The 14,050-nt window shown below is 74.0% G+C and carries 13 protein-coding genes; 10 read left to right on the plus strand and 3 right to left on the minus strand.

Annotation, left to right across the window (positions count from 1 at the left end; translation table 11 throughout):
• Nucleotides 1-90 precede the first annotated feature (90 nt).
• Nucleotides 91-1,506: a hydrolase gene (locus ABT070_RS34530; RefSeq protein ID WP_351766560.1), complete on the minus strand. Its 1,416-nt coding sequence runs from the start codon at nucleotides 1,504-1,506 to the stop codon at nucleotides 91-93.
• Between the two features lie 335 nt (nucleotides 1,507-1,841).
• On the opposite strand from ABT070_RS34530, the gene ABT070_RS34535 reads away from it, so the two are divergent.
• From ABT070_RS34535 to ABT070_RS34550, 4 genes are all read left to right on the plus strand, one after another.
• Nucleotides 1,842-3,434, plus strand: a complete 1,593-nt coding sequence (locus tag ABT070_RS34535; protein ID WP_351766561.1) for a phage tail sheath subtilisin-like domain-containing protein — start codon at nucleotides 1,842-1,844, stop codon at nucleotides 3,432-3,434.
• A 61-nt stretch (nucleotides 3,435-3,495) separates the two neighbouring features.
• Nucleotides 3,496-3,939, plus strand: a complete 444-nt coding sequence (locus ABT070_RS34540) for a phage tail protein (RefSeq protein ID WP_020132887.1) — start codon at nucleotides 3,496-3,498, stop codon at nucleotides 3,937-3,939.
• The gene (locus ABT070_RS34545) at nucleotides 3,939-4,463 is read left to right on the plus strand and encodes a hypothetical protein (protein ID WP_351766563.1); all 525 of its coding nucleotides are present in this window, start codon (nucleotides 3,939-3,941) and stop codon (nucleotides 4,461-4,463) included. The genes ABT070_RS34540 and ABT070_RS34545 overlap by 1 nt, the downstream gene beginning before the upstream one ends.
• Nucleotides 4,460-4,618 carry a DUF6760 family protein gene (locus tag ABT070_RS34550; RefSeq protein WP_020132885.1) on the plus strand — a complete coding sequence of 53 codons (159 nt, stop codon included), beginning with the start codon at nucleotides 4,460-4,462 and terminating at the stop codon, nucleotides 4,616-4,618. Before ABT070_RS34545 ends, ABT070_RS34550 begins: the two co-directional genes overlap by 4 nt.
• Nucleotides 4,619-5,022: 404 nt before the next feature.
• On the opposite strand, the gene ABT070_RS34555 is transcribed toward ABT070_RS34550, so the two are convergent.
• Together ABT070_RS34555 and ABT070_RS34560 are read right to left on the minus strand one after the other, a co-directional pair.
• Nucleotides 5,023-5,316, minus strand: a complete 294-nt coding sequence (locus ABT070_RS34555) for a hypothetical protein (RefSeq protein ID WP_351766565.1) — start codon at nucleotides 5,314-5,316, stop codon at nucleotides 5,023-5,025.
• A gap of 129 nt (nucleotides 5,317-5,445) precedes the next feature.
• On the minus strand, nucleotides 5,446-6,135 hold the full coding sequence (locus ABT070_RS34560; RefSeq protein ID WP_351766567.1) for a hypothetical protein: 690 nt from the start codon (nucleotides 6,133-6,135) through the stop codon (nucleotides 5,446-5,448).
• Between the two features lie 1,123 nt (nucleotides 6,136-7,258).
• Here ABT070_RS34560 and ABT070_RS34565 point away from each other — a divergent pair.
• The 6 genes from ABT070_RS34565 to ABT070_RS34590 are packed head-to-tail and all read left to right on the plus strand — an operon-like array spanning nucleotide 7,259 to nucleotide 14,041.
• The gene (locus ABT070_RS34565) at nucleotides 7,259-8,440 is read left to right on the plus strand and encodes a hypothetical protein (RefSeq protein WP_351766568.1); all 1,182 of its coding nucleotides are present in this window, start codon (nucleotides 7,259-7,261) and stop codon (nucleotides 8,438-8,440) included.
• A gap of 53 nt (nucleotides 8,441-8,493) precedes the next feature.
• Nucleotides 8,494-8,919 (plus strand): phage tail protein, encoded by a 426-nt coding sequence (locus tag ABT070_RS34570; RefSeq protein WP_020132884.1) that lies wholly within the window; start codon nucleotides 8,494-8,496, stop codon nucleotides 8,917-8,919.
• Between the two features lie 44 nt (nucleotides 8,920-8,963).
• Nucleotides 8,964-9,689: a CIS tube protein gene (locus ABT070_RS34575; protein WP_171398389.1), complete on the plus strand. Its 726-nt coding sequence runs from the start codon at nucleotides 8,964-8,966 to the stop codon at nucleotides 9,687-9,689.
• Entirely contained in the window at nucleotides 9,689-11,590 is a 1,902-nt protein-coding gene (locus ABT070_RS34580) for a VgrG-related protein (RefSeq protein ID WP_351766569.1), read from the plus strand. Before ABT070_RS34575 ends, ABT070_RS34580 begins: the two co-directional genes overlap by 1 nt.
• Nucleotides 11,591-11,639: 49 nt before the next feature.
• Nucleotides 11,640-12,083: a GPW/gp25 family protein gene (locus tag ABT070_RS34585; protein WP_020132881.1), complete on the plus strand. Its 444-nt coding sequence runs from the start codon at nucleotides 11,640-11,642 to the stop codon at nucleotides 12,081-12,083.
• A complete protein-coding gene (locus tag ABT070_RS34590) occupies nucleotides 12,083-14,041 on the plus strand; it encodes a putative baseplate assembly protein (RefSeq protein WP_351766570.1) in 1,959 nt (652 codons plus the stop codon). The genes ABT070_RS34585 and ABT070_RS34590 overlap by 1 nt, the downstream gene beginning before the upstream one ends.
• The last annotated feature ends 9 nt before the right edge of the window (nucleotides 14,042-14,050 follow it).

Below are 14,050 nucleotides of genomic sequence, written 5' to 3' on the forward strand. Positions count from 1 at the left end.
GCGGGGCGAGGGCCCGTCAGGAAGCCTCGGGGCACGACCGCTGCCCGAAAGGGACGAGCGGTCGTGCCCGTGCACACGGTTTGGCCCGCGTCAGACGGTGAAGCGGACGGCTTCCAGCTGGAGCTTCTGTTCCATGGGGCTGCCGCCGTAGATCCAGTCACCGGCCTTGGTGCAGCCGTTCCCCAGCCAGCCCCGATCCTTGACGTGCGCGTTCTGGCAGACGGAGCCCTCGATGGTCTTGATCGTGAACCCCTCCATCACGGCGACGGCCGGCTTGCTGGAGCCCATCCACATGTTGACACCGTCGGTCGCCTTCGACCACTTGTCGCCGGTCAGCCAGCCCCCGTCCACATGGGCGGCGTTGCCCGTGACACCGCCGGTCCGCGCCGTGGCGATGTTGAGGGCCTTGATGGGCAGGTCCTTGCCGGTCGTGCCGGCGATGGCGCCGTCGCAGACCGGGTCCTGCCATCCCTTGTCCTCGATGTAGACCATGTAGCAGATGTGCCGCCCGTCACTGCGTGCCGCGAGCTTGTTCACGGCGTCGGCCGCCGTCTCCTGCTTGGGCTTCACGGGGGCCTTCGTCTCGGTCCCGCCGCCCCCGCCCCCGCCGCTGCCGCTGTCGGCCGGGGCCTGGCTGGTGGCGGGCGCCTCGACCACGACGGGGGCCGTCGGGGTGGGCACCAGGGCCGGGGCGCTGGGCTCGGCCGACGGGCTGGGCGCCAGGGTGCTGACGCCGGCCTCCGCGAGCTTCTCGTTGGCGCTGGTGTTGACCTGCGGCTTGTACGTCAGCCAGATCATCACGAACGCGATCGCCAGGGCCACCGTCAGACTGAGGGCCGTCGCCAGCCAGCGTGGCAGGAACCCGCGCTGCACGAAGGTGCCCTCCACCTCCAGCGCCTGCGCGCCCGACCGGCGCACCGCCAGGCTGTAGCGCTGCTCCTCCTTCGAGCCGAACCAGATGATCTGGCGCGGGCGCAGCGTCGTGTTCACGAACACCGCCCGCCCCGGCTCGATCTGCACGTTGGCCGGCTGGAGCTCGTACGCGAGCCGGTCACCGTTGTCGCTGCCGCTCAGCGAGGCGGTGAGTTTGGTGTTGCCGATGTTGTCGATGGCGAGCCGCGGCCGGCCCCGGAACCGCCCCTTCACGGTCGGCGGCACGAGTTCCGCCCGCACCTCGGTGAACGGGGTGATCGTCAGGTTCCCCTCGGGGACGGTCACCGCCTCCGGATGCTCGGTCGGCGTGATGCGTACCGCGTAGGGGTTGGGCCCCGCTGTCGCGTCCGAGGTGCGCGGCGGGGCGAAGGTCAGCTCGACCGTGCCCGTCGTGCCCGGATACAACCGCAGGGTCTGCGGCTCCACCGCCGTCCAGGGCGCGGTCGGGCCGACCGGCTCGAAGCGGTACTCGTCGACGACGTCACCGGTGTTGCGCACGCGCAGCCGGACGGTCGCACGGCTGCCGGGGTCGACGGTGACGGAGGCGGGTTCGAGGGAAGTCCACAGGCTCACGCGCCGACGCTACGGGGAGGACGCCGGGCGGGGTCAGAGGCGAGGGGGCAGGGTGCGTGCCCTGCCGGGCCGCGACCGGCTGCCCTGGGGGACCCCACGGCCCGGCGACGCCCCCGGATCCGCCCCCGTGCTGCCGCTGTGCTCCCGCCGCACCGCCGCCGGGGAGCCCGTCGCACCGGGGGCGACGAGGGCGGCGCGGAGGGGTCCAGGAGGCCCGTACTGCCCCCGAGGGCAACAGCCGTGCCCCGGACCGTGCACCGGAAGCCGTTTCGACGGACGCGCTTCGCGCGTGACGGTGAAAGACGTCCTGACGCGTACCCCGAGGAGAGCACAGCATGCCGTCCTACCTGTCGCCCGGCGTATACGTCGAGGAGGTGGCCAGCGGCTCCCGCCCGATCGAAGGGGTGGGCACCTCGGTGGCGGCCTTCGTCGGGCTCGCCCCGACCGGCCCCCTCAACGAGCCGACCCTGGTGACCAACTGGACCCAGTACGTGGCCGCGTTCGGTGACTTCACCGACGGCTACTACCTGGCGCACTCCGTCTACGGCTTCTTCAACAACGGTGGCTCGGCGGCGTACGTCGTCCGTGTCGGCGGGACCTCGGCGGGTGCCGCCGGAGACGCCAAGTCGCCCGCCGCCGTCGCCGGTTCCGGCCCCGCGCCGGCCGCCCTGCCCGCCGGTGAGCCCAAGCAGCTCGGCACGTTCACGGTGACGGCCGTGGCGCCGGGCGAGAGCGGCGGCCCCCTGAGCGTGGAGGTCGCGGACGCGGAGGGCGAAGGCCCCGCCGAGCGCTTCAAGCTGATCGTCAAGGACGGCGACAAGCCCGTCGAGACGTTCGACGTGTCGGCGAAGAAGGGCAACCGCTCCTACGTCGTCACGCAGGTCAAGGAGCGCTCCAAGCTCATCACCGTGGCCGAGGCCGCGCCCGCCGCGCAGCTGGTCCGCCCGGACAACCAGACGGTCGCGCTGGTCGCACCGCCCGCCGGCGCGCCGGCCGGTGCGGTCGAGGCCGCGCAGCCCGTCGGCCCCGCGCAGTACCTGGGCGACAGCTCCGACCGCACCGGCTTCGGCGGCCTGGAGGCCGTCGACGAGGTGTCCATGGTCGCGGTGCCCGACCTGATGGCCGCCTACCAGCGCGGCGCGATCGACCTGGAGTCGGTCAAGGCCGTCCAGCTGGGCCTGATCGCGCACTGCGAGCTGATGGGCGACCGCGTCGCCATCATCGACCCGCCGCCCGGCCTGAACGCCCGCCAGATCCGGGTGTGGCGCCAGGAGACGGCCGGCTACGACTCCAAGTACGCGGCCCTGTACTACCCGTGGATCAAGTCCTTCGACCCGTCCGCCGGCAAGGCCCGGCTGATCCCGCCGAGCGGCCACGTGGCCGGCGTGTGGGCCCGCAACGACTCCGAGCGCGGCGTCCACAAGGCCCCCGCGAACGAGGTCGTGCGCGGCGCGGTGGACCTGGAGATCCAGATCACCCGCGGCGAGCAGGACCTGCTGAACCCGATCGGCGTGAACTGCATCCGGGCGTTCCCGGGCCGGGGCATCCGCATCTGGGGCGCCCGCACCCTCTCCTCCGACCCGGCCTGGCGCTACCTGAACGTCCGCCGGTACTTCAACTACCTGGAGGAGTCGATCCTGATCGGCACCCAGTGGGTGGTGTTCGAGCCGAACGACCACGCCCTGTGGGCCCGGATCCGGCGCAACGTCTCGGCGTTCCTCGTGAACGAGTGGCGCGGGGGCGCGCTGTTCGGCGGCCGGCCCGAGGAGGCGTTCTACGTCAAGTGTGACGAGGAGTCCAACCCGCCGGAGTCGGTCGACCTCGGCCGCGTGATCTGCGAGATCGGCATCGCGCCGGTCAAGCCCGCCGAGTTCGTGATCTTCCGGCTGGCCCAGTTCTCCAGCGGCAACGGAGAGCTGGAGGAGTAGGCCCGGAGCAGGCCCTCCGCCGTCGTACCGCAGTCCTCACCACACTTAGAAGGAAAGCCAGATGAGTCTCCAGCCGGGTGACGCCCTTACTTCACATAATTTCGGCCTCCAGATCGACGGCGTGATGGTCGAGTACCTCGCCGAGGTCAGCGGCCTCAGCCTCGAACAGGACGTCATCGAGTACCAGCAGGTCTCCGCGCAGGGCAAGCCCGTCACCAAGAAGCTGCCCGGCGTGAAGAAGGCGGGCACCTGCACGGTCGTGCGCGGTATGACCCAGTCCGCGGCGTTCAACCAGTGGATCACCGAGTCGATCAACGGCGTGATGGGCACCGCCCGCAAGAACGCCACGATCATGGTGATGGACTACCAGAACAACCCGGTCAAGCGGTACAACATGCGCAACGCCTGGTGCAGCAAGATCGACACCAGCTCGGTCAAGGCCGGCGAGGCCTCCGCGCTGACCGAGACCGTGACGATCACGTTCGAAGAACTGGTCATCGAGTAATGCGGCGCACGGCTGTCCGGGCGGCGGCGGCGAGCGGGGAGCCGCAGGAGGCGCTCCCGGCCACCGCCGTGCCCGAGTCCGAATCCCTGTCCGGCGCCGCGTCCGCGTTCTCGGCGCCGGGCGCGGCCGCCACCCCGGCCCCGGCGCCGTACCGGCTCCAGACGGAGTTCCCCTTCGAGCTGCCGCGCGGCTACGTCGACGACGCGGGCACGGTCCACCGCGACGGCGTGATGCGGCTGGCGACGGCGCGGGACGAACTGGTCCCGCTCCGCGACATCCGTGTCCAGGAGAACCCGGCGTACCTGTCGGTGGTGCTGCTGGGCCGGGTCATCACCCGGCTCGGCAGCCTCCCGCTGGTCCACGACGGGGTTGTGGAGAACATGTTCGCCTCCGACCTGGCGTTCCTCCAGGACTTCTACCGCCAGGTCAACGCCGAGGGGCACACCCGCGCCTCGGTGCAGTGCCCCCACTGCTCGGAGCCCTTCGAGGTGGAACTCGGCGGGAGCCGCCTGGGGGAATCGTGACGTACGCGACCGACCGGCTGCACGAGGAGATCGCGTACGTCGCCTACCACTTCCACTGGGGCCAGGACGAGATCCTGGACCTGGAACACCACGACCGGCGCCGCTACGCCGACCAGATCGCGTCCCTGGTGACCCGGGGCGGGGCGGAGGGCTGAGGCATGGGGTTCCTGGAACGTTTCCGGGGCGGCCGCGGGAGCGGGCGCGCGGGCGGCCCGGGCATGTCGCCGGCCGCCGAGAGCGCTGCGCCGGCGCCGAGCGACGGCGTCGCTCCCGCGAGCGGCACCGCCCCCGCGAGCGACGCCGGCCCGGCGCCGCGGGTCGTCGCGGCCGCCTGGCCGACGCTTCCGCCCATCCAGCGGGCGGCGGCCGGCGGCACCTCGGGGGTCGCCGACGCCGGGTTCGGCGGCCGGCTGGCCACCTGGCAGAACCCCTCCTTCACCGGCACCGGCTTCCACGCGGTGCTGGACGCGGCGCCGGGCGGCCGGATGAGCAGCCTGCGGGCGGCTCCACCGGTCGCCGAACCCGAGCGGGTGGCCGCGCCGCCCCGCCCGACGCCCCTTCAGCGTGCCGTTCCCGCCTCCCCGGCGCTCGCGCCCCGTCCGGCTGCCGCCGGTCCGGGCTCGACGGCCGGTCCGGGTGCTTCGGGTGCGGCGCCGCGCCCGTCCGGGTCGGCCGCTGCCGGGTATTCGACGGCTTCCGCGCCGCCTGCGGCACCGGCTCCCCAGGCGGTGCCCGTCGTGCCGTCGCGGCCTACGGAGCCGTCTGCTCCCGCCGCCTCGCCGGCGCGGGGCATCCGGGTGTCCCCGGCGAGCCCGGCCCCCTCGACGGGACCGGCCCCGTTGACGAGGTCCATGTCGGCGCCGGTACAGCGGCGCAGCCTGCCCGCCCGGCCGGCGTCCCCGGCCGTCTCACCGGCACCTGCACCTGCACCTGCTCGGACCACTGCCTCTGCCCCGGCCCCGGCTGCCGGCAGCGGATCCGCTCAGGCGTCCGGCCGGGCCTCCGGCCGGGGTGCGGGCGCCGACGGCGCAGGCCCGGCGACCGGCAAGGAACCCGCTCCAGGCCCCCGACCGGCCGCTGTCCCGAGTTCACCGGCGGCGGGCAACTCCGGTCCCGGGGAGGCCCGTACGGCAGCGCTCCCGCCCGTCGGGCTCCAGCGGGCGGTGCCCCTCCACGAGGGCTCGGCGCCCAGCGGCGCCCCGGTGCGAGTACAGCGGGCGGTGCCGGGCGCGGGTGACGCCGGTCCGGCTGTCCCCGGTCCCTCTGTCTCCGGTCCGTCTGTCCCCGGTCCGTCGGCGGTGGGCGGTGCCGCGCCCGCCGTGCGGACCGGTTCGACCGCGCCGCCGTCGGTGAAGTCGCCGGTCGCGTCGGCTCGTTCGGCCTCCGCGGGCGCGTCGGGGGCGGCGGCGACTCCGTCGGCCGGCTCCTCCGCGTCCACCGGGTCCCCTTCGGCGAGCGCCGGCAACAGCGTGCAGCGTGCCGTTCCGTCGCGTACGGCGCCGTCCGCCCCCGGTGGGACACCCGGGGGCGCCGGCCCAGGCTCCGCGGGCAGCGGCCCCGCCGCGCCTCGGCCGGGCGGAACAGAACGCGGCCCCTCGCCGACGTCCACCCCGGGTGCGCCCTCGGCGACCGCCGCGGCCGTCCCGGCCCCTCCGCGTTCGGGCGCGGGCACGCCGGTTTCCGTGAGCAGACGCCTCACCACCCACGCGAGCCCCGCTCCCGGCGCCGACGCCCCCACCGGGTCGTCGGCAGCCCGCGGTTCGGGCTCCGGTTCTGATTCCGGCTCCGGTTCCGGCGCCGGCTCGACCTCGACTTCCGGCCCTGCGCGAGGCTCCGGTCCAGCGCTGGGCTCCGGCTCCGGTTCACCCGCGCGTCCCGGCTCGGCCCCCGGTGGCGGTGGCCGTACGTCCCCCGGCGTGCAACGGGCGGCAACGACAGCGGCAACGACACCGGACTCGGCCGCGAGGGCCACCGCGTCCCCGGGTGACGGTGGCCGTACCTCGGCCCCGAGCGTGCAGCGCGCCGCGACGGCACCGACCTCGGCTTCGGCCTCCCACCCCGGATCCGGGTCCGGCCACGGTCCCGGCCACGGTCCCGTTCGCGGGTCGGGCGCGGCCTCCGGTGCGGGCCCCGCCGCGATGCCAGGCCCCGCCGCGTCCTCGATCGACGGTGGCCGCACGCCGGCCCCGAGCGTGCAACGGGCCGTGACGGCACCGGCCCCGGCTTCCGGCGGCCCCGGCTCGAGCCCCTCCTCGGTACCCGGTCCCGCCTCGGGTGCCGGCGACGGTGGCCGCGCATCGACCCCGAGTGCGCAACGCGCCGCGGAGGCACCGGCCCCGACGCCGTCCACGCCGACGACCCCACCCGTGCCCGCCGGTCGTCGTACGGCGCCCGCCGAGGTGCAACGTGCCGTGTCGGCCGCCGTCCCGGTCACGCCGCCCGCGCGACCCGTCACGCCCGCCGCGATCGGCCCCGCTCGGCCCGTGGGCGACATGAGCGGTTCGGCGCCGGCACACACCGGTCCGGCGCTTCCGGCGCACTCTGCCGTCAACTCCCCGGCGCCCGCCGCAGGTTCCGTACCCGTGTCCGCACCGGCTCCCGCCCCCGCGACCCGGTCCGCGACGAGTGTCCAGCGGGCCGCGTCCGGTGCGGCCGCCCCCCTGCGTCGCGCGGGCCTCGGTGCCCCCACGAGCCTTCCCTCGGACCGACCCGGCCCGGCGACCCGGCCCGACACCTCCCACACGTCCCAGACCCCTCACACGCCCCACGCACCCGCCGCCTCATCGACGCCTCCCGTGACTCCGGCCCCCGTCGGCACGACCCCCGCCGCCGCGTCCGCCCACCGTCACGACACCCCGGGCGGGCGGACGGAACCGCTTCCCCCGCTGCGGCGCTCCACCCCCCTCGGCGCACCCGTGCAGCGCGCCGCCGTGCCGGTCTCCACCGCCACGCAGCCCTCGCGCCCCGCGTCCGCGCGCCCCGCGCTGGGTGCCCCCCTCTCCACCCGCCCGGCCGACACCGCACCACTGAACGCGCCGATCGGCACCCCCGTCGCGCCCCGGGCCGACGCTCCCGGCACGGTGACCGGTCTCCCCGGAGCCGTCTCGTCGGCGCACGCCCCGCTCACGCCGCCCTTCGTGCAGCGCAGCACCGCGGCGCCCGGCGCCCCCGGACTCCCGCTGTCCACCTCCGCGTCCACGTCCACGTCCGCCCACGGGGCCGGCACCGGCACGCCGACGCACCGTCCGGCCGCGCTGCCGCAGGGCCCCGGCGCCACCCCCGACGCCCCCACGGGCGCCCTTCCGCGCACGGTTCCCACGACGGCGACCGGACAGCACCACCCCGTCCACCCCGTACGCCCGGTCTCCGTCACCGGCGGGTCCCCCGCGTCCCCGGCGCCCGTGCAGCGCCGCGCCGTCAAGGCGCCCGTGCCGTTGCGCCGGACCGCGCCCGGTGCCGCCGCAGGCCTGCCCGTGGCGCACCCGTACCCCACCTCCGGCCTTCCGCCCACGCCCGCGGCCCAGCCGACCCGACCGGCCCCGCCGGCCCCGGTCGTACAGCGCCGGACGCTGTCCGCCCCGGTATCGGCGGCCACCGCGCCCGTACGCCCCGCGACAGCGCCCGCGCCGCCCGTGCCACCGGCTCCGGCGTCGCCCGTCCCGCTGCCGGCGCCCGCCCCACGGCCGCTGCCCGCGGCTCCCACGCCACCCGCTCCCGTGGTCCAGCGGCGCGCCGTCCCGCCGCCTCCCGCGCCGCCGCGCACGGCCGGCGGACTCGCGCCCGGCGGCGACCAGGGTGCGACGGGCCAGGCCGCCGCTCCCGCGAAGGCGCGTCCCGGTTTCGACCCCCGCGCGCTCACCGACTTCCAGCTCGACGAGCTGACGCACCGCCTGACCGGCCGCATCACGCGTCTGCTCCGCACCGAACTGCGGCTCGACCGTGAACGCATCGGCAGACTCCGCGACCCCCGCCACTGACGCACCCCGGCACCGCCCCCCGACGCCCCCTCTCCCAGAAAGGCCAGGCCCCGATGCCCTCCGATCTCGACCCGGGCTCCACCATCTTCTTCACCCTGACCATCGACGGCGAGAGCCTCGGCTTCTTCAACGGGTGCGAGGGGCTCTCGTCGCAGGTGGAGATCGAGCACCGCCAGGAGGGCGGCAACAACGGCTTCGTCTGGCAGCTGCCCTCCCGGGTCACGTTCTCCACGATCCGGCTGACCCGTCCGCTCACCCCGGACACCACCAAGGTCGCCAAGTGGATCTCGTCGGTCACCACGGGGGTGACCCGGCCGACCGCGCAGATCGCGGCGCTGCGCGCGGACGGTTCGGAGGTCGCCCGGTGGGGGCTCATCGACGTACTGCCGGTCAGCTGGCAGGGGCCGTCCCTCAGCCCGGACAGCCCGGGAGTGGCCACGGAGGTCCTCGAGATCACCCACCACGGCTTCACGGACTGAGCAGCGGGACCGGGACCAGCTAGGACTAGGCAGGGAGACAAGCCATGGCCAAGGGAAGCAAAGGCGGCGCCGGCAAGAGCCTGGTCCGTGCCACCCTCGCGATCCACGAACCGCCGGTGGGCACGAGCACGACCCCCGGCGGGCTGATCAAATCCTTCGGGTTCGACTTCAACCCGGCACAGCTCCAGCTCGGCCGCCGGGCCCAGTGGAAGGTCACCCCCACGGCGGCCGTCCGGGACGGCTCCGTACCGGAGTTCATGGGTCCTGAGCCCCGCGAGATGACCGTCGAGATCTTCCTCGACACCTCGGACCAGCCCGGCAGCAACACCGTCCTGAAGAAGGTCGAGTCGCTGCTGGAGTGCTGCGAGGTCACCACCAAGAGCATCGCCGCCAAGCAGCCCTCGCCGCCGTGGGTGGTGTTCCAGTGGGGTTCGTTCTCCACGGCCCGCTTCACCTCCTACGTCAGCAGCATCGACGTCACGTACTCGCTCTTCGGCACGACCGGCGTCCCGATCCGCGCCACCTGCCAGGTGCGCCTGCACGAGATCCCCAGTAAGACGAAGGGCCAGAACCCGACCTCCGGCGCCCTCACCGCGCAGCGGGTGCACCGGGTCGTCGCCGGCGACTCCCTGCAGTCCCTGGCCTGGCGCGAGTACGGCGACGCCTCCGCCTGGCGGTCCATCGCCGAGATCAACGGCATCGACGACCCCTCCCGGCTGCCGACCGGCATCGAGCTGGTCCTGCCGGCCGCCGAGGAGGTGCGTCACTAGTGGTCCAGTCCGCGTTCTCCAGCGTCATCCAGGTCACCCTCGGTGGCGGTCCCCTTCCCGTCGACATCGCGCCGCTCCTCGTCGACGGCTGGGTCGACCAGGGTCTCGGGGTGCCCGCCGCGTTCCGGCTCACCTTCCGCGATCCCGGCCGGCTGGTGCTCGGCAAGCTGGGCGTCAAGTTCGGCACTCCCGTCGTCCTCGCCCCGGTCGCCGACGGCAAGGGCGCCTCCGACCCGCTCTTCACCGGCGAGGTCTGCGGCCTGGAGGCCGACTACGACGGCACCGGCACCTTCACCGTCATCCGGGGCTACGACTTCGGCCACCGTCTGATGCGCCAGCGCCGCGTCGCGGCCTACCGCAACCAGAGCGCCTCCGACATCGCCCGCAAGCTGGCCGCCCAGGACGGCGTCCCGGTCGGGAAGATCCAGTCCACCAAGACCGTCTACGAGTTCATCAGCCAGGCCAACGTCACCGACTGGGACTTCCTGGCCCGCCTGGCCGACGAGAACGAGATGGTCATGTCGGTGGACGCCAAGGGCAAGTTCCAGTTCGTCAAGCCCGACCCGGCGTCCGGTGCGCCGCCCACGTCCACCCCCGGCGACAAGAGCCCCTTCGTCCTCGAGGCCGGCACGGACATCCTCCGGCTGCGGGCCGCCGTCACCGCCGCCGAGCAGGTCGCGACCGTCGAGGCGCGCGGCTGGGACGTGACGACGAAGAAGAAGCTCACCGCGACCGCGCCCGCCAAGACCAATCCCGGCATCAGCATCGGCACGACCCCCGGCGACGCCGCCGCCAAGTTCAAGCCGGCCAAGCTGGTCGACGCGCAGACGCCCTACGACCGGCAGTCGGAGGTGAAGTTCGCTGCCGAGGCCCTCGCCGACGACGTCACCGGCTCCTTCGCCGAGCTGGAGGTCATCGCGCGCGGCACCCCGAAGCTCCGGCCCGGTCTGCCCGTCACCCTCGCCGACGTCGGCGCTCCCTTCGAGGGCAAGTACACCGCCACCTCCGTACGGCACGTCTTCGGCGACGGCAAGCACTACGAGGCCTGGGTGACGGTCAGCGGCCGGCAGTGGCGGTCGCTGTACGGGCTCTCCTCCGGGGGCGGCAACGCGGGCAACGGCCTGAACCTCCCCGGCACCGCCAACGCCCTGGTGACCGACGCCGGCGACCCGCTCAAGCAGGGCCGCGTCAAGCTCCAGTTCCCCTGGCTCGACGACGCCTACGTCAGCGACTGGACGCGCGTGGTCCAGTGGGGCGGCAAGCGCGGCGGCTCGATCTTCCCGCTCGACGTCGGCGACGAGGTGCTGGTCGCCTTCGACCGGGGCGCCCTGGACCACCCGTACGTCATCGGCGGCCTCTACAACGGCAAGGACAAGCCGACCCCCGTCAAGGACGTGCCCCTGCACGACGGCGCCCGGCAGCGGGCCTCCCGGCACACCCTGTCCGACCGTGAGGGCAACCGGTTGGACCTGCTCAGCCAGCGCACAGGCGGCAAGCAGGGCGTACGGCTGACCAGCGGCGACGACAAACTCGTCATCAACCTGGACCGGGCGCAGACCGAGATCACCGTGGACAGCAAGGGCACCGTCAGCATCACGGGCAGCCGCGCGGTGACCGTCAAGGCGGGCACCGACCTCACCCTCACCGCGAGCCGCAACATCGCCATCAGGAGCGGCGGCTCCATCACCCTGAGGGGCAACCTGATCAACATCAGGTCGATGACGGGCATGGTGTCGGTCGACGCGGCGGGCCTGCTCAACCTCAAGTCGGGCGGCGCCGCCACGTTCAGCGCGGGCGCCACCGTCCAGATCAACTCCACGGCCAACGTGGGCATCCGGGCCGCCACCCTCATGCTCCAGGGCATGGTCATGGTCAACGCCAAGCCGTACCCGCTGCCGTGACGCGCGGACGGCACGCCGTGAGAATCAGGAAAAGGCAGGTGGCCCTCTGATGGCCGAGCAATTCGTCGGATCGGGCTGGGCGTTCCCGCTCCGCATCGGCCCCACCGGGGGCATCGCCCTGGTCAGCGGGGAGCGCGAGATCGAGGAGGCCATCCGGCTGATCCTCGCCACCGCGCCGGGCGAACGTCCCATGCGCCCGGAGTACGGCTGCGCCATCCACGACCTGGTCTTCGCCCCGGTCAACGAGGCGACCGCCGGGCGCATCCAGCACGAGGTGTACACCAGCCTGGACCGCTGGGAGCCGCGCATCGAGGTCACCGACGTCGAGGTCACCGCCGGCGCCGAACAGGGCGTGCTCTTCATCGACGTCCAGTACGCGATCCGCGGCACCAACAATCCGCGCAGTCTCGTCTTCCCCTTCTACGTCATTCCGTCCCACGACGAGCCGGGTCTCCCCGGTCCGTCCGGTACGGCTTCCGAAAGCGACCGCTGATGGCCCTGCCCTCCCCGAACCTGGACGACCGCCGCTTCCAGCAGTTCGTCGACGACGCCAAGCGCTACATCCAGCAGCGCGCACCGGAGTGGACCGACCACAACGTCTCCGACCCGGGCGTGACGCTCGTCGAGACGGTCGCCCACATGGCCGACCAGATCGTCTACCGCCTCAACCGTGTCCCCGACAAGAACCACCTCGCCTTCCTGGACCTGGTCGGCATCCGTCTCTTCCCGCCGTCCGCAGCCCGCACGGAGGTCACCTTCTGGCTGTCCGCGCCGCAGGACGAGCCGGTCCTGCTGCCGGTGGGCACCGAGGTGGCGACGGTCCGCACGGAGAGCGAGGAAGCGGTCGTCTTCGCGACGGAACGCGAACTCACCGTCGTGCCGAGCCAGTTGAACCACCTCGTCGTGCAGCACCGGGGCGAGCCGGTCACCGACAGGACCAGCGACCTCACCGAGGGCAAGGACCTGCTCTGCTTCGCCGAGGCGCCGCAGCCCGGCGACTGCATGCTGTTCGGTCTGAGCGCGGCCGTCCCGCACTGCGCGGTGGTCCTGGAACTGGACAGCCGCGTCGACGGCGTCGGCGTCGACCCGCGCCAGCCCCCGCTCGTCTGGGAGGCGTGGACGGAGGACGGCTGGCAGGAGTGCGAGATCGACCGCGACGGCACCGGCGGCCTCAACCGCCCCGGCGAGGTCGTCCTGCACATCACCGGCGGCCACGTCCTGTCCCGCTCCGGCGGCCAGGAGGCCGGCTGGCTGCGCTGCCGCGTCACCGAGCCCCTCCCCGGCCAGCCCTTCTACACGACCTCCCCGACCGTGCGCTCCGCCGAGGTCTTCACGGTCGGCGGCACCGCCCCCGCCGTGCACGCCGAGACCGTCTACGACGAGGCCCTCGGCGAGTCCACCGGCCTGCCCGGCCAGCACGTCGGTCTCGCGCACTCCCCCGTCGTCGGCGACGACCCGCCGCTGCTGCTGCAGACCGCCGAGCACGAGGGCTGGTCCGACTGGCAGGTCGTCCCGCACTTCGCCGCCTCCGGCCACGACGACCGCCATGTCACCCTCGACGCGGCCACCGGCGAGATCGCCTTCGGCCCGTCCGTCCGCGAACCCGACGGCAAACTCCGCCAGTACGGAGCCGTCGCCCCCAAGGGCTCGGTCATCCGCGCCCGCCGCTACCGCACGGGCGGCGGCCGCGCCGGCAACGTGGCCCGGGGCGCGGTCCAGGTGCTGCGCACCTCCGTCCCGTACGTCTCGGAGGTCGTCAACCGGGAGGCCGCGCGCGGCGGGGTCGACGGCGAGACGGTGCAGGAGGCGAAACTCCGCGCGCCGATCACCCTGCGCGCCCAGGAGCGGGCCGTGACCCTGCGCGACTACGAGGAACTCGCCCGCCGCGCCGCCCCCGAGACCGCCCGCATCACCTGCCTGGAGGGTCAGCCCGACGAGCACGGCTCCTACGCGGTACGGGTGCTGGTGGTCCCGCAGGCCGTGCCGGACCCCGGCGGACGCCTCCGCTTCGAGCAACTGGTGCCCGGCGACTCCCTGCTGGACCGCATCACCCGGCACCTCGACGAACGCCGCCTGATCGGCACCAGGCTGGCCGTCGGCCCGCCGTACTACCAGGGCGTGACGGTGGTGGCGACGGTCCACGCCTTCCGGGGCGTCGACACGGACCGCGTCCGCCGCCAGGCCCACGACGCCCTCTACCGCCACCTCGACCCGCTGATCGGCGGCGCGGACGGCAAGGGCTGGCCCTTCGGCCGCCCGGTGCAGTCGGGCGAGGTCTTCGCCGTCCTCCAACGCGTCCCGGGAGTGGAGCTCGTCGACCAGGTCATGCTGCACCCCGCCGACCCGCTGACGGGCAAGCGCGGCGAGGCGACCGACCGCATCGACCTGGCCGCACCGGCCCTGGTGTTCTCCTACGACCACCGGGTGCGAGTGATCGGGGACGGCGCATGAGCGGCACGA

The organism is Streptomyces sp. NPDC002884 (genome assembly GCF_040295245.1).
In the GTDB taxonomy this organism is placed as follows: Bacteria; Actinomycetota; Actinomycetes; order Streptomycetales; family Streptomycetaceae; genus Streptomyces.

Bases quoted from the DNA above. Each gene is read 5' to 3' on its own strand.
- ABT070_RS34535 (WP_351766561.1), top strand. From the start codon at position 1,842: ATGCCGTCCTACCTGTCGCCCGGCGTATACGTCGAGGAGGTGGCCAGC.
- ABT070_RS34540 (WP_020132887.1), top strand. From the start codon at position 3,496: ATGAGTCTCCAGCCGGGTGACGCCCTTACTTCACATAATTTCGGCCTC.
- ABT070_RS34545 (WP_351766563.1), top strand. From the start codon at position 3,939: ATGCGGCGCACGGCTGTCCGGGCGGCGGCGGCGAGCGGGGAGCCGCAG.
- ABT070_RS34555 (WP_351766565.1), bottom strand. From the start codon at position 5,316: ATGGACCTCGTCAACGGGGCCGGTCCCGTCGAGGGGGCCGGGCTCGCC.
- ABT070_RS34570 (WP_020132884.1), top strand. From the start codon at position 8,494: ATGCCCTCCGATCTCGACCCGGGCTCCACCATCTTCTTCACCCTGACC.
- ABT070_RS34575 (WP_171398389.1), top strand. From the start codon at position 8,964: ATGGCCAAGGGAAGCAAAGGCGGCGCCGGCAAGAGCCTGGTCCGTGCC.
- ABT070_RS34585 (WP_020132881.1), top strand. From the start codon at position 11,640: ATGGCCGAGCAATTCGTCGGATCGGGCTGGGCGTTCCCGCTCCGCATC.
- ABT070_RS34590 (WP_351766570.1), top strand. From the start codon at position 12,083: ATGGCCCTGCCCTCCCCGAACCTGGACGACCGCCGCTTCCAGCAGTTC.